We start from the raw sequence: 21482 nt of genomic DNA, 5'->3' as shown, positions 1-21482 counted from the left end.
ATTGCATGAAATGAGTATAGCAGGACACCTCGGGGTATATACGCGAGACTCTTTTTTTAAACTGAATTCTCAGGAAAGTCATTCCGGAGGGATTATGAAATTTATCAGCATATTGTTCGCGACGCTTGATGAAAACCGAAAACATAAAATAAACACCCGGCAGCCTGAGCACTTTGTTGATTTGAATCTTGATAAGGTTGTGACGGCGGTTGTCAAAGGACGGGAAGAGTATGATATTTCTCCTTTTTTTTATACCCCTCTGGAATATCCTGAGGATATCTACTACCGACAGGGGGTTATTCAGGATATGGCTAAGGACAATATCTACAATGCCCTGGTAGAATTTTCAGCTACAATGCAGAAAATAAGGGAAATTGGTGTGCGGAAGGAAAATCGCTACTACCACTACCAGCAACGGCGATGGGATCTGGAGTGTATTTTGCTGTACTGTCGCGCCGTGACCGCGTTACATGAACAGATGGAAAACCTGCCATTTACGTCCTGCGGGATGACGAATTTCAGAAATTATCTGTCTGAATATATGAACAGTGACGGTTTTACTGATTTATCTACCGTTGCTCAGACCATCAGAAGGCAACTCGACGATATCCGCTACAGTCTGAGGATCAAAGGCGACACCATCAGCGTGGAACATTATGCGGATGAGATAAATTACAGTCATGAAGTCCTGCGCGTTTTCTCCAGATTTAAACAGCATGATGTCCAGGTTGATGTCGATTTCAGGAGCCATGATGGCATCATGAATAATCTTGAAGCCAGAATTCTGGACTGTGTGGCGAAACTTTTTCCCGCTGTTTTCGCAGAGCTTGATGCCTTCATTGTGGCTCACTCTGATTATCAGGAACATACGTTGAAGGTCTTTGAAAGAGAGGTTCAGTTTTATCTTGCCAGTATCCATTATATCCGCCAGTTTCAGGCGGCAGGATTAACATTTTGTATTCCAGAGATTAATAGTGAAAGAAAAGATATTACGGTCACGTCAGCTTTTGATCTGGCGCTTGCTGACAGTCTGCTTAATAAACAGGTACCGGTTGTCTGTAATGATTTTTATCTCCACGGGAGAGAACGTATTTTAGTGATTTCCGGTCCTAACCAGGGCGGGAAAACCACGTTTGCCAGAATGATCGGACAGTTACACTATTTTGCCTTGCTGGGGTTATACGTTCCCGCGCAACAGGCAACGCTGTATCTGGTTGATAATATTTTTACCCACTTTGAAAAAAGTGAAAATATTCATAATTTACGTGGAAAACTGTATGACGATCTGGTGAGGATTAAAGCCATACTGGATAAAGCTACTACCCGCAGTCTCATCATTATGAATGAGATATTTACCTCCACAACCTCACACGATGCAATTTTTCTGGGTACCCGGGTCATTGAAAAGGTGATTGAACTGGATGCCCTTTGTGTCTGTGTAACATTTATCGATGAACTGACGGTACTGGATACGTCAGTCGTCAGCATGATGAGTACGGTGGAAGAGGATAATGAGGCCTCCCGGACCTATATAATTATCAGGAAACCTGCTGATGGCGTGGCATGGTCGGTCACCCTGGTACAGAAATATGGGCTGACCTACGAAAAAATAAAAGCGGGGTTAAACGGATGAAAGCATACCTGATGTATAAACGTGATGATTTTATCGTGGATGAATCATTTCCTGCCCACTTTACCCTTCTGGCTAAAGACCTTGAGCTGGATGTCCTCTTTCAGGCGCTTTCCGGTGGGGATGATTTTCTGTATTCGGTGGTAAGAAAAGCATGTTCACAGCCATTGACAGAGGTTCAGGATATTGAATACCGGCAGGCTATACTGCGCGATTGTCTCTACAATCCTGAAATTTTCAGGGAGTTTTATAAAATTGTGGTGGATTGCCTGTTAATGGAAAAGGAAAAACTCCATTACGGTATTTTCGGGCGATACCCTTCCGCCATTCTTCATCAGTCCATTTCGTTCACCCGTTTTCTGCTGGACAATTTACGTAAGGTCAGGGGGATAGCGGAGAAAAACCTACTTCATGTCGCCTCATCCGGTATGGAACGCCTGTTTGTCATGATTATGCAGGAGCTGAATGATGAATACCTTGAGGTGATCGAGGAACACCTCAGGCAGATGACATTTAAAAAAGGGGTATTGCTGAGTGCCAGACTGGGGGCGGGAAACCGGGGGGAGGGTTACGTGCTTCGCCAGCCTGCCGCGGAGAGCAGAAACTGGTTCCGGCGTCTGTTTTCCCCCAAACCGGAACATTATACCGTACAGATTGCTCCGCGGGATGAAAATGGGTTCCGGGCACTCAGTAACCTGCAGGATGAGGGACTGGTGCTGGTTGCCAGCGCAATGGCCCAGTCTACAGCACATCTGCTCAATTTCTTTCGTGCGTTGCGTGCTGAGCTGGGGTTCTATATCGCCTGCCTGAATCTTGCTGAGGTGCTGAATCACCGGAATGTGCCACAGTGTTTTCCGGTTCCGATCTACAAAAGGGAACGTTATCTGGTCTTTGATTCATTATTTGATACCTGTCTGGTGCTGACTTCTCCGGATACCGTCATCAGCAATAGCCTGAAAACGGATAATAAAAACACCTTTATTATTACCGGGGCTAACCAGGGAGGTAAATCGACATTCTTGCGTAGCATCGGTCTGGCCCAGCTCATGATGCAGACGGGAATGTTTGTGTCAGCAGAATGTTTCAGTACCGATATCTGCCCGCAGATTTTCACCCATTATAAATGTGAAGAAGACAGCCATATGGTCAGCGGAAAGCTGGATGAAGAGCTCAGACGCATGCGGGATATCGTCAGCGATCTGAAGCCGGATGATCTGGTGCTGTTTAATGAATCGTTTTCCGCCACCAACAGCCGGGAAGGGGCAGGCATTATCAGGGGGATAGTGACCGCGCTGGCAGAACGTCATGTGAAGCTGTTTTTCGTTACACACACGTCGGAATTTGCCTGTGCATTTTATCAGGAGTATCACCAGGATACGGTTTATCTGTGCGCGGAGAGGCGTGCAGATGGCGAAAGAACGTTCCGCATGACGGAAGGGGCGCCACTGGATACCAGTTATGGTGAAGACCTCTACCGGGAGGTCTTCACGCCTCCGGCACAACCCGCTGAACGTTGCTGAATGCCCCCTCATAGCCCGACAGACGATAACCGCTCGGGCTATGGCAACGGTTATAATCTGTGTTCAGCTTTTCGGTGAGCCCTCAACAGGTCTTCTGGCGAAGAGCCATATTTTGATCTGATCGAGCAGAAGGGTGGCCAGTAAAACCAGAGCAAACATGATGACCAGCAGTGTCAGTGACACCGGCGTCATAAGAAAACCACCGGCAGCCAGTACGGTGGCAATGATGATATTACCCACCGTGGCCAACACAACAAACCGGCCTGGCCGGAGTGACCAGCAGCGGCCTGGCGTTCGTGAAAGATAAATCGTCATCTGGGCCGTATACATTAGATAGGCGAACATCAGGGCCTGGATTTGCGGGACAGGAAGCTGCAACCGGGTAAGGACGAACCATAGGATCATGAATGCCAGAATCAGCCAGCCTGTGGCCAGGACACCTCCCAGCCAGGCAATTTTACCAACGTTCCATCTTTCCGGTGATGAAGAAATCCATGACCGGTCTGTCGCCAGCGTGATGGTCACCACATCATTGAGAACCACAATCACGGCAATCAGAACCAGCGGTGTGACGAAGAATCCTGTCGCGATATAGCCGATGGTCAGCAGGGCCGCCAGCTCAACGGTACGGGATATTTTCGTTATTGTCCAGGTCAGCATACGGCGAAACACACGGCGGCCCCCTGATACAACGGCGGCAACACCATCTAACCCGGGGTGGGTCAACACCACCTGAGCAGCTGCTTTTGCCACGTCAGACGCTGTCTGTACAGCAATGCCCACTCCGGCTTGTTTCAGTGCCGGCGCATCATTCACACCATCACCCGTCATGCCGACTATACAGCCCATCTGTTGCAAGGACTGCACCAGACGGAATTTTTCTTCCGGATAGAAGTTAGCAAAACCATCAAAGTGGAGAGGTGTCTGCAGATCCCTGACTGCATCGCCGAAGCGGTCTCCGAGCCCTGCCTGGCGGCTGATAACTCTGGCGGTATCAACTGTATCACCGGTGACCATGATTATCCTGATACCCAGTGCCCGGATATCCCTGACGAGGGTTGCGGCATCATCGCGTAGTACATCGACTAGTGCCAGCAACCCGCGGATACGGAGATGGCCGTCGGTGCCGGTTGCGACTGCCAGGATCCTGGCGCCAGACGCCGCCATGGCCTGCTGGATCGTGGTGAACTCAGGAGGAGATTCGGCGAGTGATGCAACGACCATCGGTGAACCCAAAATGACGTGAACGGACGATCCGTCATTGTCTGAACACACACGGGCTTCGGAACATTTCGTGGCAGGATCGAACGGGATGAACTGCTCACGGATGGGCGGCATTCCCCCCCGGTGTCGTAACGCACCCAGAATCGCCATCTCAAGTTGCCCCTGCATCGTTTCGTCGCAGGCCGCGGCAGCCCAGGCCAGTACCTCGTCCTCATTCTCTCCCGGAAGCGCCGTTATGCCGGCAACTGACTGCTGGTTTCTGGTCAGTGTCCCGGTTTTGTCGATACAGAGCACATCCATGGTTGCCGCTTCCTGTACCGCCGACAGGCCGGTGACAAGTACCCCCTGATTCGCCAGCCGCCGGGCTTCCACGGCATTGGCGACCGTAAAGGCTGCTGGCATTGTCACCGGGACGGTCGCAATAATGAGAACAAGAAAAAAGGGGACGAGGGGTAACAAATCTTCACCGCGCCAGAGTGCAAAAACGGCCAGAATGACCGCAAGCACGGCGTCAATGGTCACAAGATAACGCACAACATCGAACAGAAGCTGTTCAAGATGGCTGGCAGAGTTGGCCGTCCGTACCAGCTCTGCCGTACGCCCAAAGTAGCTTCGGGTGCCGGTGGCAGTTACGGTTCCTGTCGCCTTACCGCTCGTAATCGTTGATCCTGAATAGAGAGTATCGCCCTTGTTGTATGACTCCGGGGTCGACTCCCCGGTCAGGGCCGCCTGGTCAACTTCCACTGTTCCCTCATCAATCACACAGTCGGCAGGGACCAGGTCCCCCGCCGTTAAGGCGATAAAGTCACCGGGGACAAGCTCTCGGGCCGGTATCAAGCGCCAGGTGCCATCACGGCATACACTGGCATTAACTTTCAGCCGACTACGCAGCAGGTCAAGTGCTGACTGTGCGCGCCGTTCCTGAATGCCGCCAAGGATCGCACTGAAAGCAAGCCATCCTGCAATGATAGCGGGTTCAATCGTCCTCCCCAGGGACACTTCGATTATCAGCGCAATTTCGAGCATCCAGGGTATAGGGCCCCACAGACGTTTGAGGATCTCACGCAACTGGCCATGAGGCTGCTCACTCACTACGTTATAGCCATATTGCTCCAGACTGGTCCGCACCTCGGCTTTGGAAAGTCCCTTCACGTTATTCTCAATAGTCATCCCCTTACATCCTCCATCGGAAAATCTAACCCGGTAAATCAGGTGTGTTGTTATGGCGATATAATGAAAATCTGATGGAGACACGGCGCCGGTTAAGTGTTTGACGCATATGTTTTTACAACAGTGTCATCACAAAAAAACCTGCTGCAGTCATCAGAAGCGAGCCAGTTACATGTGTCAGTACGGAAATGACAGCCCATGCATAATTACCATTCTGAAGAAGAACCACCACCTCAGCAGAAAAGGTGGAAAAGGTGGTCATACCGCCGCATAAGCCGGTGGTAATAAAAAACTTCCAGGCGGGATCGAGATGAGGCTGCCGGACAAAGAAGGCCAGTGCTATGCCTATGATAAATCCGCCAACCAGATTAACCACCAGGGTGCCAGGTGGAAGATTGGGGAAAAGTGCATTGAGACGCATGGACAGTATCCAGCGGATCACACAGCCGATCGAGCCGCCTATCACTACCGCGAATAATGATTTGTACATATCACCTCGCAGAAATCAGGGCACCATCAGACCGTCATTCAAGGGAATAACGTGCGGTGATGACCCGATTTTCATTCATTTCATACAGTACGGGGGTACCCGTCAGGACATGCAGATCGGGAACCTTGTTTTCGTCAATCTGCTCAATAAACATGGTCAGCGCACGCAATGCATTAGCATGACTGACCAGCAGCATGGTTTCACCACTGACAACTCGCGGGACAATGACGTGGTGCCAGTAAGGCAGCAGCCTTCGCTGCGTCATTTCCAGACTTTCACCCGCCGGTAGATCCGTCAGGGACACATGGCGATAACGTGCCTCACGATGAAGTAAAGCAGGCGCATCCAGTAACGGAGGCGGGATACCACGATAGCTCCTCCGCCAGTGATAAACGATTTTCTGGCCAATCTGTTGAGCGGCTTTATCCTTATCCATTCCCTGAAGCGCACCATAATGGCGTTCATTTAACCGCCATGATTTGTCCACCGGTAACCACAATTGATTCAACGTTTCCATTATCAGCCAGAGTGAATGAATTGCCCGATTCAGAACGGATGTGCAGGCACCATCAATGATGATCCCGGAGCGTTTCATCAGGTTTGCTGCGCGCCTGGCTTCTTCCACTCCTTTCTGCGTCAGCGGAACATCTTCCCATCCGGTAAAACGATTTTGCTGATTCCACTCACTTTCTCCATGACGGAGTAAAATAATTTTTCCCATAAGCAACCACCTGTCTGTCACCCACAGCGACTCAACCTGAAGGACCTGAACCTGTTCAGTTGTTTGTACTGATTACCTGAATTTACCTGGTCTCCGGTCAAGGAGGTAACGCATCAGAAGATGGGCGCAGCTCCCGATGAACAGCGCGATTACAACGGCGCTGGTATCATCTGGCAGTACATTAAAAAAGACATCAGCGATCAGGAAAACCAGACAGGTTGCCAGGATCCCCGTTGCTGTTGACAGTATGAGTATTTTTCCATTCACAGGACCACCTTACCCCTTCCCGTAGATAAGCATACGGGAAGGGTGACGGAATCAGCGTTTTTTGAAGGCGGTTTTACCGGCAAAGATGGCGGCATCACCTAATTCATCTTCAATGCGCATCAGTTGATTATATTTCTCAATGCGCTCCCCGCGGCTGGGGGCGCCGGTTTTCAGATGACCGGCTCGTAGGCCTACGGTCATATCCGCAATGAAGCTGTCCACTGTTTCCCCACTCCGGTGTGAAATAAAGGTTCCCCAGTTGTTATCCTGACACAACTGGATGGCTTCAATGGTTTCACTCAGGGTGCCTATCTGGTTCAGTTTAATCAATGCGGCATTGGCCAGGTTTTCATCGATGCCGCGTTGTATATATTTCACGTTGGTCACAAAAATATCATCACCGACCAGTTCAACTTTACCGCCCAGAGCAGCATGCAGAATTTGCCAGCCGGCCCAGTCGTCCTCCGCCAGGCCATCTTCAATCAGCACAATCGGGAAGTCATTCACCAGCTGTTCATAGTAACGGGTCATTTCTTCAGCACTGAGCTGAGTGTTTTCAGTACGCAGGGTATATTTGCCATCTGCATAAAACTCACTGGAGGCCGGATCCATACAAATAACGATATCTTCACCCGGGCGGTATCCCGCCTTGCTAATTGCCTCGACGATAAGCTCCAGCGGCTGGCGGTTTGAGGAAACGGCCGGGGCAAAACCACCTTCATCGCCCACGCCGGTGGATAAACCTTTTTCCAGCAGGACCTGACGCAGTGCCTGGTAGACCTCGCTACCCCAGCGAATAGCTTCACGTACGGAAGAAGCTCCCCATGGTGCAATCATAAACTCCTGAAAATCAGCGCCTTGCCAGCGGGCATGAACCCCGCCGTTAATGATATTCATACAGGGAACCGGCAGCAGATTCGCGCCGACACCCCCCAGATAGCGGTAGAGCGGGGTAGAGGAAAGTTGTGCTGCCAGGCGGGATACTGCCAGCGACACGCCAAGGATCGCATTGGCGCCCAGGCGGCCTTTATTTTCTGTGCCATCAAGGGTAATCAGGCAGTTGTCGATTTCCTTCTGACTGCGTACATCGTAGCCCTGCAGGGCATCGTTAATTTCGGTATTGATGCTGCGGACCGCATCCTGTACGCCTTTACCGCCAAAACGGGTTTTGTCGCCATCGCGATGTTCAATGGCTTCACGGGAGCCGGTGCTGGCGCCGGAAGGAACGGAGGCACGAGCCATACTGCCATCCTTAGAAGTCACTTCAACCTCTACGGTCGGGTTACCACGGGAATCCAGAATTTCTCTTGCAATAATACTTTCAATTTCAAAGCTCATAAGTTTGACCTTCTTTTATGGGTATGGGGTTGGAATGTGTTTAATCAGAACATCAACAGAGAGGTGATTGATGAATTCGAAAGAAAAGGAAGAAAAAACCCCGAACAGGCGGTTTTTATGCCCCAGCATGACCAGATCGATATCTTCATGTAGAACAACGGCTTCGACGTCCCGGAAACGATGAATGCTGACGATGGACCGGACTTTGAGGTCAATACTGCTGGACTCCACCAGACGGCTCAGCATTGCCTTTGCATCAATAACTTCGCGGGACTGACGATCCTTGGTTAATGAATCACTGGTATAGTCCAGTTCCCGGTAGTCAGCGCTGAGATGGCCGACAGTAATACGGGTGCCCATCTCTTTTGCCAGACGTTCTGCCTGTTCAAGCAACAGCAGACCATCGGTTTCATTTTGTACAAGTAACAAGGCATGCCGGTAAATTTGCATAAATCACCTCTTATAAGAAGCGAAGCGGTCGGTCAGCCAGGGCAGGATTTCTTTCTTCCGGCTTGTCATACCGGGCAGCGACACCTGGAGAGAGCCTGTCAGGCTGCTATCTGAAAAAAGTAAAACGGAGTTCCGGTTGGTGAGGTCTGTCACCATCAAAATAACCATGTCCAGCGAACTGTCTTTACAGGTTTTATCCATTTCCTGCAGCAGCGCGGGCAACAGGGGAGTAATATCAGCCATGTCGCGTACCTCAATTTGTGACAACAACAGCGACACTTCATGGATCCGGTAATTTTTGGCGTCACGATTGAGTAATACCGATGTGGATTGCCCGGTTATATCTGTTTTGGCACGCAGTAGCCCTGTCACAAACTGGTCATAATCGATACCGGCGATTTCACGCAAAACTGCTACGGCTTCCTGATCCTGAGTGGTGGTGGTGGGGCCAGTCAGCGCAACGGTATCACTGAGGATCGCCCCCATCAGCAACACTGCCTGAGATGCCGTAATCGGCATGGGAATGTCATGCATCAGAATTGAGAGAATTACGGTTCCGCAGCATCCTACCGCCCGCACCCAGACATCCGGTGGATTGCGGGTAATGAGGGTGCCAATACGATGATGGTCAATGATGCCGATGACGTTGCTGTCCATCAACGAGGATGGTCCCTGCTCCGCATCCGTAAAATCAACCAGCCATACGGTTTTATCAGTCAGGTCGGCGGTGAGTAAATCAGGTTGTGAAACACCCGCGACATTGAGGATGTAACGGGTTTCCGGGGTGATATCCCCCAGGCGCCAGGGCGTTGCGGGACGACCAGTATAATTAAGCCAGTCAGCCACAACCAGCGCGCTGCAGATAGCATCGCTGTCAGGATTTCGATGACCGAAGACATAAATTGGATTATCTCTTTGAAAAGAGAGAGATTCTGAGGTAAGCGGTAATGTGGTTTGATTTTTCATAGCGATACCTGACATACATGCCTATAAAAGGACTAATTCAACTGTATATCAGGCGTCATCATCCGGTTTTTGAAGAAACCGGCGGTTGGGTAAGGTGGAGCACCATCACCTTGTAGATCAATCTTATATGGACCGTTGCAATAAATCAATATCAATTGTTGTTCTCTGTTGTGTAGGTTATTCCTTACGTGCGGTGTCATCCTATCCCTCCAGGGCTTCAGCGAGAATGAACGGTGAGAATCTGGGAGGATCTGCCAGCCATCATGGATTTTTCTTAAGTTAATATTAAGGATCAGGCAGTATTATGCTTCTTTTTGCTGGGTAATTAACATTTATGCTGAATGAAATTGAAACTCTGAACAGAAAAATTTTCCTTGCTATGAACGCTAAGCCTGGAACGCCTGATTCAGCTCTGGTTATTGCGAATTTTTTTGCGAATACCCTTATTTATGCCATACCATTTATTATTATTTTTTTATGTTTTGCCGGTAAAGAAAAAGGAAAGATACTGGCGCTTCGCTCAACGTTAACAATGGTCATTGGTGTTGTGTTGAGCCTGATTATTGGAACCCTCTGGCCGCATCCAAGACCATTTATGGTTCCGCTGGGCTATGTCTGGTTTTCGCATACGGCAGATTACTCATTCCCGAGTGATCATATGACCATTTTTGTGTGTTTTGCACTTGCGCTGATCAGCGCAAAGGCAGTACGTACAGGACTGCTGGTGTTAGGCATTAGTATTCTGGTCGCCTGGTCACGTATCTATCTTGGCGTACATTTTCCTCTCGATATGATAGGTGCTGCAATCACGGGGATGGTGTCTAATGCTCTTTTCTGCCGGTTATGGAAAGATAAAGGTGAATATATACTCTCTTTTTTTAAAGTAATCAGCTTAAAATTATTCAAATTTTAATGAAGGGTGGGAGATGGCAGTAGCGGTATTTTAAAACAGTCATCTACATTTTCTGTATCCTGGTCTGTCTATCCTGAATAATATTTCACTGGCAAATAATCTCCAGATCACTCCATTATCCTGCGATCTGTTACGGCTTTGAGGATGAGAGAAGGTTGATTCCGCAGACGAAACTGGAAAAATCATGGTCAAAGTTGGGCAGAACAGGTATACTTCCCCGCGGAGATGGCGTTCCTCCTTATAACCACTGTTTTTCTGACAGTTAATGACGCCTACAGAACACTGACCTTTGTCGGTACTGTAGGCTATTTTCTGCACTCCCCATTGGTCAGCCCTGAAACTCACGAGCCAGGACCAATGAAACGACTAAAACACCACGATCAAATTGAATTATTTTCCTATGTAGGGACATGGTTAGTTACTGCGAGTCTTATCGCATTACTGGCAGGTACTGCATCCGCATTATTTCTTCTCTCACTCGATAATGCCACGGCATGGCGGGAATCCCATTCCTGGATGATATGGTTGCTTCCACTGGCAGGTCTTGTGGTCGGACTGGTTTACAGCTGGTATGGCGAGCCCGTCAACGCTGGCAATAATCTGATTATCGATGAGATACACGATCCGAGAAAGGTGGTTCCGATAAGGATGGTGCCACTGGTTCTTGGCGGAACTCTCATATCGCATCTGTTTGGCGCTTCGGTAGGGCGCGAAGGGACGGCGGTTCAGATGGGGGGAGCCCTGGCCGATCAGCTTACGCATATGTTTAAAGTGAAGAAAGACGCTCGTCGGATCCTGCTGATGGCAGGGATGAGCGCGGGCTTTTCGTCGGTATTCGGTACCCCTATGGCTGGTGCTATTTTTGGGATGGAAGTACTGGCAATAGGGCGAATTCGTTATGACGCGCTGTTCCCCTGTCTGGTTGCCGCAGTGCTTGCCGATCAGGTCTGTCTGGCATGGGGGGTACATCATACACATTACCGCATCGATTTCATCCCGGCATTTACTATATGGAGTTTCCTGTCCGTTGTCATAGCGGGTGCCGTATTCGGGCTGGCAGGAATGGTATTCTCTGTCGCGACCGGAAAGGCCAGTGGGATCGTTAAACGTTACATTAAGTATGCTCCTTTGCGTCCTTTTTTCGGAGGGATACTGATTGCTGCTGCCGTCTGGTTTATCGGTACTGACCGTTATATTGGTCTTGGTATTCCGGAAATTGTACGAGCCTTTAAAGAACCGCTATATCCGATGGATTTTATGGGAAAAATGGGCTTTACCATCGTTTCTCTGGCGACAGGATTTAAAGGGGGTGAGGTCACACCTCTGTTTTACATTGGTGCCACTCTGGGTAATGCTCTCGCTCCTCTTCTGCACATGCCATTTGCTTTTATGTCCGGGATAGGTTTTGTGGCTGTATTTGCCGGTGCGGCAAATACCCCGCTTGCGACAACCTTTATGGCGATGGAACTGTTCGGTACCGAAATGGCAGTATTTTCTGCCGTCGGCTGCTTTACGGCATATCTTTTTTCAGGACATACCGGGATTTATCATGCCCAGCGAGTCGGTCATGCCAAAAGCCGCCGATACCGCACACTTATTCCGTCTGATCTACGTATTTCTGAAATTTCAGCTGTTCGCAGGAAGAAATATTTCGCGTTATCACGTGAAGAAAATGAAATAAAAAAACAATCTAAAAATGACAAAGAAGTCACAATGGAGAGTTCTAAATGAGTGCAGATGCAGCCCAGACTTTAGCCGCATTAAGATTATATTTTCCAGTCGCGACCAAAGCCAGTGCCAGACGTTTCTGGCACAGATTACTTGCTCCCCAGCTGGCGCAGCATCTTCTTTCCGTGGCGAAGAAATCACACATTAAAGTGGCGACATTACATCATGTCACCTCCGGTTATCTTCCCGGAAAACGATTATCTCACCATCATCCGGAGTTAACTAATATGACACATCCCCAGTGTCTCGAATTACTGGACTCGGAAGAAAATCTGAGAGCTTTCCTTCAGGAAAATACGGAAGAGTTAAAAAAGGTTTATGCCGTGCTATTAAAATGTGAAGAGCCTCATGCTCATCATATTTCTCTTCATGCACCTGAGTTTGCCTGAATACAGGAAAGTAAGCATGTTAAATATCCAGGGAGAGTTCCCTGGATATAAAGTGGTAATAAAATGACAGCTTAATTTTTTCGACTAGTCACAACAAGATTTCTACAATTTTTGGACTGAACCCGCCCCGGTAAATGATCCTGCCCTATAGTTATAAGGGCAGATATTATTCTGCCCCTTTATTTACTCGCTAAGTTCTATAAGACTGAAAATATCTTTATCTCATACAGGTATCGTTCCGATTACCAGTGCTGCAACGAGTGCGCAGACGCTCATAATCCAGACCTTCATCATAGAATATCGGATATGTTCATCAACCCGTAAATTAAGTAGGCTCAGTCCGAGATGCGTGGCTGGAATGACGGGGCTCAGTAGCAATCCTATCTGCTCTGTAATGAGCATTGCAATTGTAACGTGTAAAGGTGATATGCCGAAGCTCTGGCCCAGGCCGACCGCGAGAGGTAACAGCGCAAAGTAGAACGCATCAGAACCAATCAGAATCACAATCGGCACGCTGAAGGCCGCGAGAATAAGGTACAGATACGGCCCAAGACTGGCGGGGAAAATGTCGGCAATCTCGCTCACCAACACTTGTATAATACCTGTGTTTTGCAGAATACCCACAAATACGCCGATGGTTAAAAATATAACGATCACCGGGAATATCGTCAGGGCATATTCTTTGATTTTTTGTTGCGCAGTTTTCACATCCGGGTAATTAATAATCATCGCCAGAGAAAAGGAAATCATAAACAGATAATTCCCGGCAACCAGACCTGAGACTAGAATAACAATGGTGGCGATGACTAAGGCAAAATTCAGTTTCAACAACCAGGAATTATGATCTGTTTTACAGGTGAGCATATCGGCTCGCATAAGATGGAATCCATCCGGCGAAATACCCGAACCGCTTCTGTTTTCGATCCTCGCCATAAACCAGCAAAGAATAACCCCCAGCACAAACAGGATCGCCTGTAACGGGATCAGCCGATAGTAGACGTCCAGAATATCCAGATGTGTCACCGCGATCGCTCTGTTGAGCGAGCCGCCCCAGGGGGTGATCCCGGTTACACCCACCCCCACAGTGATCAGCAGTAACAATGTCTTTTTACTGATGTTCATCTTTTCATAGATTGGCAGCAGAGCAGGCACTGTGACCAGCAGGGTGGCATAGGCATTCCCGTCAAGACTGCAAATGGAGGCAATCACCAGCGTCGCGAGTAAGACTGAAAATGTGGAGGGGGTAATGAACCGCAGAATAAAGCGAACGATTACGTCGAACACACCCGCTTCTTTCATCAGGGTGAAGAACATGGCGCTGAAGGCAACGAGCGTTGCTGTTCCCACGACAGATTTCAACCCTTGAGCGACATACTCGCCTAACTCTTTAAAACCGAAACCACATACTAATGCGGCAGCGGTAGGCAGAAGTATAAATAAAATACTGGGAGGGAATATGTTTTTCAGAAGACACCAGGTTAATATAATAAACATAACTATCCCGGTGATAAGCATAAGAGACATAGGCGACCTTATTATAATTTTGGTTACACGGGCAGGGCAAACCCTGCGCAATAAATTAACGCAGGGCGTTATTGCTATTACTTACTTCATATTGAATGTGGCGTTAAGCTCTTCAACATTTTCCTGAGTCAGGGTATTCATGCCAAATGGTTTGAGCATAAAATAAAGTTTTGCCGTCTCCTCTAACTCTTCGGCATTAAATACCGCCTCGCGGATGTCTTTTCCAGAAATAATAGGTCCGTGATTCGCTAAAAGAATGGCATTATGTTCCGCCGCCAGCTTTTCAACGTGCTCTGCAATTATCGGTGAACCCGGGCGAATGTAAGGCACCACCGGCAGTTTACCCACCCGCATTACGTAATAAGGGGTAATGGGAGGCAGGGCATTTTCAGGGTCGATACCTGGCAGGCACGACAGGGCGGTGAGCCAGGGAGAGTGCAGATGAACGATGCCGCCACAGTGCGGGCGTTGGCGATACATCGCAAGATGCATCAGCACCTCTTTAGAGGCTTTCTGGCCGGACAGCAGCTCTCCCTGCATGGTGACTTTGCTCAGCTCGTCTGCATCGAGGTCGCCAAAGCTGGAGTTAGTGGGCGTCGCAAGAATATTACCATCCGGAAGTTTCAGGCTGATATTGCCCGCGCCACCGCTGCTGTATCCGCGCTCAAACATGGAACGTGCATAGCGAACCATATCCTCTCTTAACTGTTTTTCACTCATGATAATGTTCCTGTGCTTTCTGGAAGAAATCCTGGCTACCGAAGTTCCCGGATTTGAGAATCACCCACTGCTGTTTGTTGAGGGTCTGGGTCCAGGGCACGCCCGGCGCGACCGATTCACCAATAATCATCCCCTCAATGTTCAATCCCTGCGTTACCGCGCCCGAAGTTTCGCCTCCCGCGACGATAAACTTGTTAAAGCCAGCTTGGGTCAGCGCCTGGGCCAGCGAAGAGAAAAAGGTTTCAATCCGGTCGCTGACGTACTCAGCCCCGTAGTTCTTCTGGATCAGCTCAATGATTTGCGGCGGTTGGGTGGCGTAGACCATCGGTGCCAGAGGCTCACCGGCATGGGCGATTGCCCATTGCGCCACGAACTCCAGATAGGCGGGATCGTGAATAATTTTTTCCACATCCAGCGCCAGAGCGGAGGCGCGCTGCTGATAGAAATCCACCTGTTGATTGGTCATGGCTGAACAACTGCCAGAAAGCACCACGCTGGCTCCGCTGGCATCAATGTGCATGGCCTGTTTTCCGGACAATGTGTTCTGCCCATCCAGGGTGGCGATGGCATACCCCAGTCCGGCGGCGCCGGTCACTAGCGGGAAATTCGCGGTAGCCCGGGCGACAGTCAGCAGATCCTGATTATCAAGGACGTCGAAGATGAAATAACGGGCTTTATTTGCCAGATGTTTTTCCATCTCAAACGCTATGTCATCCGGGTGATTTTTCACCCTCTCCAGATTAATCATCGCGCACAGCCCCACGGACTGCGCTTCCATCAGTTTTTTCAGGGAGGAATGTTTCATCGGCGTGACGGGATGATGTTCCATACCGCTTTCATTAAGCAGTTCACCCTTAACGAACAAATGGCCGTGCACTATCGTGCGGCCATTATCCGGTACCGCCGGGCAGACAAGAGTGGCGGGCGTATTTAAGAACTTCATCAGCGCATCGGTCACCGGGCCGATATTACCTTGAGAAGTCGAGTCAAAGGTGGAGCAATATTTAAAGAGCTGTCGCTGGCACCCCTGCGCCTTTAGCCAGGCCGAGGCCGATAACGACCGTTCCACCGCCTCGTTGACCGGGATCGAGCGGCTCTTCAAGGCAATCACGATGGCATCTGCATCCTGCGCGTCGAAAGCGCTCGTTGGCACGCCATTAAACAGCACCACCTTCCAGCCTGCGTTAACCATAAAGCTGGCTATGTCTGTGGCCCCGGTAAAGTCGTCGGCGATGACGCCTAACTTAGTCATGTTCATTCCTCTGAAATCCATTGATTGGGTTATATTGCTTTTATACGCTTATAAATGCAAATGAGGTGGTTGTTAAAGCGTGGTTAAGATCACACTTTTCCGGCGTTCCAGAGATCTCATGTGTATATCAACCATTAATGCGGAGATGCAACTGCAGCATGCACTTATGGCCGCAAAGAATTGCTGCCCGCAAGTGCATGAAAGGTAAACAAAATGCTAAATTAATAAATGTTTATCAGATTAATGTGATCGCCATCACCTTACTGCATATGCATTTATTGATATAAAAATGCAATCGTAAGCAAACAACCTATTGGAGTTTTTATGCGCATTCTGGTTCTGCCATGTGACGGTATCGGTCCTGAAATCACCTCAGCTGCAGTAACAGTGCTGAATTCACTGGATAAAGCCTTCGGCCTGGATTTTGAATTTGACTACGAAGATGTGGGTTTCAAGAGCCTGGAAAAATATGGCACCACGCTTCGTCAGGAGTCGTTAGACAGAGCGAAAACCTACGATGGCATTATTCTCGGTACCCAGTCCCACGCGGACTATCCAGCCCCTGAAAAGGGTGGACGCAATGTCTCAGCGGGCTTTCGTATCGGTCTGGACCTGTATGCGAACGTTCGCCCGGCCCGCACGCGTCCATTCCTGACGTCGAACATGAAAGAAGGCAAAACCATGGATCTCGTGATCATGCGTGAAGCCACAGAAGGTTTTTACCCGGATCGTAATATGACGCGCGGCTGGGGTGAGGTAATGCCGAGCCCGGATATGGCGTTGTCTACCCGCAAAATCACCCGTCACTGCTCTGAGCGTATTGCGCGTAAAGCTTTTGAACTGGCGATGCAGCGTAAGAAAAAAGTGACGGCTATCCACAAAGCCAACAGCTTCCATATGACGGATGGTCTGTTCCTGGAAGCGGTGCGCACCGTGGCGAAAGAGTTCCCGGAAGTACAGCTGGATGACCTGTTGGTAGATGCATCCACCGCACATCTGGTGCGTAACCCGGAACGCTTTGACGTGCTGGTTGCTACCAACTTCTACGGCGACATCATCAGCGATCTGGCAAGCGAACTCTCCGGAAGCCTGGGCTTAGCGGGCTCCATTATGGCCAGCGATACCCATTGCTGTGCGCAGGCACAGCATGGTTCTGCGCCGGATATTCAAAATCAGGATAAAGCTAATCCGGTTTCGATGATCCTCTCCGCGGCAATGATGCTGGCGTGGTATGCCGAGAAGCATAACCAGCCGAAATTCCTGAAAGCAGCGGATGAGCTCAACCGCGCGGTGGACGAAGTGCTGGAGAACCCGGCGACCCGCACTCCGGATCTGGGGGGCACATGCGGTACTAAAGCCTTTGCTGATAAAGTGGCAGCGGCTATTCGTTCCTGAGCATAAGTTCTGGCTGCCCGGAATCGGGCAGCCCGTTATCTGGAGAGAGCCATGAGCCAACGTATTGTCCTGATCCATGCCACGCCTCTGGCCGTGGCACCTATCAATGATACCTTTAAGCAGCTGTGGCCTGACGCTGAAATCAGCAACCTGCTTGACGATGCCCTGAGCGTAGATCGCGCGAAAGTGTCCACGCTAACCCCATGCCTGAACAACCGTATCAATGCGTTAGTGGAATATGCCATTAGCATTGATGCAGCAGCGGTGCTGTTTACCTGTTCAGCTTTTGGCGCCGCCATCGAAGCCAGCGCGCGTGAAAAATCGCTACCCGTACTCAAGCCTAACGAGGCGATGTTCGAGGATGCGCTGAAAAAAGGGCGGAATATCGTCATGCTGGCCACCTTCGGGCCTGCGGTAAAAGGAATGGAAGACGAGTTCAGGGAACTGGCGGCAGCATGCCACTCAGATGCCACCCTGAGCAGCTATGTGGTACCAGGTGCCCGCGATGCCCTGAACGCCGGCAATGCCAGCCTGCATAACCAGCTTATTGTCGAGGCGGCCCAGCAACATCAGGAGGCCGACGCAATTCTTCTGGCGCATTTTTCTATGGAAATTGCTTACCCGCAGGTCAGTTCCGCTGTCTCCTGCGCGGTATTAAGTAGTCCGCAGTCCGCTGTAAAAAAATTAAAGCGTTTAATGAATTAACGTGCTGCACGCACGGCATAAAGAGTAAGGCTCCGTCGTGAATAATGAGAAAACAGAGGCAGAGATTAAATACAGCCATATTACGTCTCTACCCGGTGTTGTATTACCCGCGAATAGCTGTGACTGCCATCATCATATTTTTGACAGGCGTTACCCTTATGCGCCCGATGATAAACGCAAATTACCCGCTGCCACCGTCAGCGATTATCGCGCGTTTAAACACTGGCTTGGGTTTACTCGCCACGTCCTTGTTCAACCTTCTTCTTACGGTGCAGATAACCGCTGTTTACTCGATGCGCTAAAGTCCTTTGGCCCGGTTGCGCGCGGCGAAGCTGTGGTCACGGATATCGTTAGTGACGCGGAGCTGGACTGCCTTGCCGCCGCCGGGGTGACCGGCATCCGTTTCAATTTTGGCGCGGGCAGTATCACCACCCCGGAGATGCTGATGCCGCTGGCCTCCCGGGTAGCCGAACGCGGCTGGCATGTGCAAATCCATGCCACCGCCGACCAGCTCTGGGATCTGCGCACTTTACTAACCCAGCTTCCGGGGCGGCTGGTTATCGACCATTTCTTCCGCCTGCCGCAGCCCGAGCCGATGTCCCATCCGGCATGGAAGCTCGCCTGGGATCTCATTAGTACTGGTCACTGCTGGGTAAAACTGTCGGCGCTTTACCATCAGTCACAGCGGGATGACGTGTCGGACATGGCGGACGTGATCAAAGTTTTTTTACATGAAGCCACTGAGCGCGTGGTCTGGGGAAGCGACTGGCCGCACCCGAATCTCATTAGCGCAAATAAGAAGATGCCAGATGACGCGTTAATTCTTTCCAATATTTTTCACTGGGCAAGTAATGAGCGGGTACGGCACAAATTATTTGTCGATAACCCGACTGAACTTTACGGATTTAACTCTTCGTCTTCCTGATAAGGCCGAAAAGAATGACAACTCCTGATCCTGCTTCATCAAAAAAAAGACCCACGCACTATCGTTATATGATTTTATTGATGGTGTTCTTAAGTATCGCGTTAAACCATGGCGATCGCGCCACATTTTCTATTGCCGGACCCGATATGGTCAAAGCCGCTGGCCTGGATATTGTGGCGCTGGGTTATCTGATCTCCACCTTTACCTGGGCGTACGTGCTTGGGCAGTATCCGGGCGGCTGGTTACTCGACCGTTTTGGCTCCAAACGGGTGCTGGTCACCGGGGTCTTTACCTGGTCACTGTTTGTTTTCCTGGTGGGGTTCAGCACCTCATTTGACAACGTCTGGGTCACCCGCATCATGATCTTCGGCTTTATTTTTATGATGGGGTTAATCGAAGCGCCGACCCTGCCTGCCAACTCGCGCTTTCTTGCTGCCTGGTTCCCGGCGCGCGAACGCGGTAAGGCGTCCGGGTTTACCACGGCGGCGCAGTACTTCGCGCTGGTGGTCTTTTTACCCCTGATGGGCTGGTTCTCTTATCGCTTCGGCTGGGAGTCGGTGTTCTGGTTTATGGGCGGGCTGGGGATCCTGGTTGCACTTGTTATGCACCGGGTCCTTGCCGACACCCCGAAGGTCCATCCGCTGGTTAACAGCGAAGAGCTGGATTATATCCAGTCGGGCGGGGGGCTGACCAACCTGAAGGCCACCAAAAAGGGCGACACCACGGGCAAGGGCTATACCCGCAAACTGCTGACCAACCGGCTGGCGCTCGGCGTCTACATGGGGCAGTTCTTCTTTACCGTACTTTCGTACTTCTTCCTGACCTGGTTCCCGGTTTATCTGGTTCACGATCGCGGAATGACTATTCTGAAAGCCGGGTTCGTCGCCTCTTTACCCGCGCTGTGCGGCTGCGCCGGGGCGCTGCTGGGGGGCGTATTGTCGGATTACATGCTCTCTCGTGGCTTTAGCCTCTCTGCGGCCCGTAAAACGCCGATTGTTGTCGGTATGCTGCTGGCCGTCAGCATGGTGATCTGTAACTACGTGGACTCTGCCTGGATTGTCGTGGCGATCATGTCCCTGGCCTTCTTCGGAAAAGGATTTGGGGCGATGGGGTGGTGTGTGGTCTCCGACTTTTCGCCGAAAGAGGCGGTCGGCCTGAGCGGCGGGCTGTTTAATATGATCGGTAATATTTCGGGGATCTTCACGCCGATTATCATTGCCTACATTATTAAAGACACCGGATCATTTAACGGCGCGCTGATCTTCGTTGGCGTCTGCGCTTTCCTGAATTTGTGCTGTTATTTATTTGTCGCCGGCAAAATCCAGCGCCTGAGTTTTGATACCGAACATAATGACCGTAACGGTCTTCCGGAGGAGCCCCATGTCAGCCATTGAACCCCTGCGTTTTGCCATTAATCTGGGTAATGCCGTGCTTGCAAAGGAACTGACGGACGGCAGTCCGGGCGGGATCACTGTGGAACTGGCGCATAGAATCGCCGCGGAGTGGGGCATAACGGCGCAATTCAAAACCTATCCGACCGCCGGAAAGGTGGTGGATGACGCGCAGAAGGGACTCTGGGATATCGCATTTCTGGCGGTCGACCCTCAGCGCGAAGAGGTGCTGCACTTTACCCAGCCCTATATCCAGATCCAGGGAACGGTTCTGGTCAACGAAAGCAGCCCGTGGCAAAGCGTGGCGCAAATGGATAAAACCGGGGTGGTGATCAACGTCGGGAAAGGGGCGGCCTACGATCTCTATCTTACGCGTCAGCTAAAGAACGCCACCCTGAACCGGCTTAGCTCCTCTCAGGCTGCTATCGATGCGTTTCTGAACGGCGAAGGGGATATGGCGGCGGGGATCCGTCAGCCGCTGGAGCGGACAGCCGCACAGAACACGGGATATCGGGTCCTGCCCGATAACTTCGGTCAGATAAACCAGGCTATCTGCGTTCCTCGGGGTAACGAACAGCACTACCAGGATCTTGTCGCACTTCTGACCCTCTGGCAGGCGGAAGGCAGCATACAGCAGATTATCGACAGAGAATTAGCCGCAGCGTGATCTCCCTCTTAGCGTTCTCTTTTCGAGAACGCTATCTTATCAAAAGTTCAATTTTCGCCCAGCCCCGGACATGGCACGTTATCCCCTGACGAACATA

The 21482-nt window shown here is 50.4% G+C and carries 19 protein-coding genes and 2 riboswitches; of the genes, 10 read left to right on the top strand and 9 right to left on the bottom strand.

The genetic code is table 11. The features are described 5' to 3' along the window. Positions 1-94: 94 nt before the first annotated feature. Positions 95-1633: a MutS-related protein gene (locus PGR10_RS03450; RefSeq protein WP_074091238.1), complete on the top strand. Its 1539-nt coding sequence runs from the start codon at positions 95-97 to the stop codon at positions 1631-1633. Beyond that, positions 1630-3150, top strand: a complete 1521-nt coding sequence (locus PGR10_RS03445; RefSeq protein WP_074091239.1) for a MutS-related protein — start codon at positions 1630-1632, stop codon at positions 3148-3150. The genes PGR10_RS03450 and PGR10_RS03445 overlap by 4 nt, the downstream gene beginning before the upstream one ends. A gap of 63 nt (positions 3151-3213) precedes the next feature. Here PGR10_RS03445 and PGR10_RS03440 read toward each other — a convergent pair whose 3' ends face one another. The 6 genes from PGR10_RS03440 to PGR10_RS03415 all read right to left on the bottom strand — a co-directional run bounded on the left by PGR10_RS03440 (position 3214) and on the right by PGR10_RS03415 (position 9776). Continuing rightward, positions 3214-5544: an HAD-IC family P-type ATPase gene (locus PGR10_RS03440; protein ID WP_074091240.1), complete on the bottom strand. Its 2331-nt coding sequence runs from the start codon at positions 5542-5544 to the stop codon at positions 3214-3216. 115 nt (positions 5545-5659) lie between these two features. Next, entirely contained in the window at positions 5660-6034 is a 375-nt protein-coding gene (gene crcB / locus PGR10_RS03435) for a fluoride efflux transporter CrcB (RefSeq protein ID WP_074091241.1), read from the bottom strand. Between the two features lie 34 nt (positions 6035-6068). After that, the gene (locus PGR10_RS03430) at positions 6069-6755 is read right to left on the bottom strand and encodes a 2,3-bisphosphoglycerate-dependent phosphoglycerate mutase (protein WP_074091242.1); all 687 of its coding nucleotides are present in this window, start codon (positions 6753-6755) and stop codon (positions 6069-6071) included. Between the two features lie 318 nt (positions 6756-7073). Beyond that, positions 7074-8360, bottom strand: a complete 1287-nt coding sequence (eno, locus tag PGR10_RS03425; RefSeq protein WP_074091243.1) for a phosphopyruvate hydratase — start codon at positions 8358-8360, stop codon at positions 7074-7076. A gap of 15 nt (positions 8361-8375) precedes the next feature. Further along, positions 8376-8810 (bottom strand): universal stress protein, encoded by a 435-nt coding sequence (locus PGR10_RS03420; protein WP_074091244.1) that lies wholly within the window; start codon positions 8808-8810, stop codon positions 8376-8378. Between the two features lie 3 nt (positions 8811-8813). After that, complete coding sequence (locus tag PGR10_RS03415) at positions 8814-9776, bottom strand: DHHA2 domain-containing protein (protein ID WP_074091245.1); 963 nt, start codon at positions 9774-9776, stop codon at positions 8814-8816. Positions 9777-9818: 42 nt separating this feature from the next. Then, positions 9819-9895: riboswitch (Fluoride riboswitch) on the bottom strand. A gap of 215 nt (positions 9896-10110) precedes the next feature. On the opposite strand from PGR10_RS03415, the gene PGR10_RS03410 reads away from it, so the two are divergent. The 3 genes from PGR10_RS03410 to PGR10_RS03400 all read left to right on the top strand — a co-directional run bounded on the left by PGR10_RS03410 (position 10111) and on the right by PGR10_RS03400 (position 12806). Continuing rightward, positions 10111-10689 carry an undecaprenyl-diphosphatase gene (locus PGR10_RS03410; RefSeq protein ID WP_074091246.1) on the top strand — a complete coding sequence of 193 codons (579 nt, stop codon included), beginning with the start codon at positions 10111-10113 and terminating at the stop codon, positions 10687-10689. A gap of 212 nt (positions 10690-10901) precedes the next feature. Next, positions 10902-10971, top strand: a riboswitch (Fluoride riboswitch). Between the two features lie 75 nt (positions 10972-11046). Next, positions 11047-12420, top strand: a complete 1374-nt coding sequence (locus PGR10_RS03405) for a voltage-gated chloride channel family protein (RefSeq protein WP_430922935.1) — start codon at positions 11047-11049, stop codon at positions 12418-12420. Further along, the gene (locus tag PGR10_RS03400) at positions 12417-12806 is read left to right on the top strand and encodes a DUF190 domain-containing protein (protein WP_020078857.1); all 390 of its coding nucleotides are present in this window, start codon (positions 12417-12419) and stop codon (positions 12804-12806) included. Before PGR10_RS03405 ends, PGR10_RS03400 begins: the two co-directional genes overlap by 4 nt. A 222-nt stretch (positions 12807-13028) precedes the next feature. Here the strand turns inward: PGR10_RS03400 and PGR10_RS03395 are convergent, their stop codons facing one another. The 3 genes from PGR10_RS03395 to otnK are packed head-to-tail and all read right to left on the bottom strand — an operon-like array spanning position 13029 to position 16302. Then, complete coding sequence (locus PGR10_RS03395; protein ID WP_430922934.1) at positions 13029-14381, bottom strand: SLC13 family permease; 1353 nt, start codon at positions 14379-14381, stop codon at positions 13029-13031. Positions 14382-14411: 30 nt separating this feature from the next. Next, complete coding sequence (locus tag PGR10_RS03390; protein ID WP_023318252.1) at positions 14412-15050, bottom strand: aldolase; 639 nt, start codon at positions 15048-15050, stop codon at positions 14412-14414. After that, positions 15043-16302 (bottom strand): 3-oxo-tetronate kinase, encoded by a 1260-nt coding sequence (gene otnK, locus PGR10_RS03385; protein WP_020078860.1) that lies wholly within the window; start codon positions 16300-16302, stop codon positions 15043-15045. The genes PGR10_RS03390 and otnK overlap by 8 nt, the downstream gene beginning before the upstream one ends. 324 nt (positions 16303-16626) lie before the next feature. Between otnK and PGR10_RS03380 the strand changes: the two genes are divergently transcribed. From PGR10_RS03380 to PGR10_RS03360, 5 genes are read left to right on the top strand one after another with little or no spacing between them, the layout of a single operon-like run. Continuing rightward, entirely contained in the window at positions 16627-17697 is a 1071-nt protein-coding gene (locus PGR10_RS03380) for an isocitrate/isopropylmalate dehydrogenase family protein (protein WP_020078861.1), read from the top strand. A 51-nt stretch (positions 17698-17748) separates the two neighbouring features. Next, on the top strand, positions 17749-18402 hold the full coding sequence (locus PGR10_RS03375) for an arylsulfatase (RefSeq protein WP_430922933.1): 654 nt from the start codon (positions 17749-17751) through the stop codon (positions 18400-18402). 37 nt (positions 18403-18439) lie between these two features. Beyond that, a complete protein-coding gene (locus PGR10_RS03370; RefSeq protein ID WP_277474673.1) occupies positions 18440-19327 on the top strand; it encodes an amidohydrolase family protein in 888 nt (295 codons plus the stop codon). Between the two features lie 14 nt (positions 19328-19341). Continuing rightward, positions 19342-20721, top strand: coding sequence for an MFS transporter (locus PGR10_RS03365; protein ID WP_277474672.1), 1380 nt, complete (start codon positions 19342-19344; stop codon positions 20719-20721). Continuing rightward, positions 20708-21385: a transporter substrate-binding domain-containing protein gene (locus PGR10_RS03360; protein ID WP_277474671.1), complete on the top strand. Its 678-nt coding sequence runs from the start codon at positions 20708-20710 to the stop codon at positions 21383-21385. The genes PGR10_RS03365 and PGR10_RS03360 overlap by 14 nt, the downstream gene beginning before the upstream one ends. Positions 21386-21482 lie beyond the last annotated feature (97 nt).

The sequence above is a fragment of the Klebsiella sp. 141198 genome (genome assembly GCF_050600785.1).
Classification (GTDB): Bacteria; Pseudomonadota; Gammaproteobacteria; order Enterobacterales; family Enterobacteriaceae; genus Klebsiella; species Klebsiella aerogenes.
The sequence above is the reverse complement of the archived record's forward strand: the minus strand, read 5'-3'. Positions and strand labels throughout refer to the sequence as shown.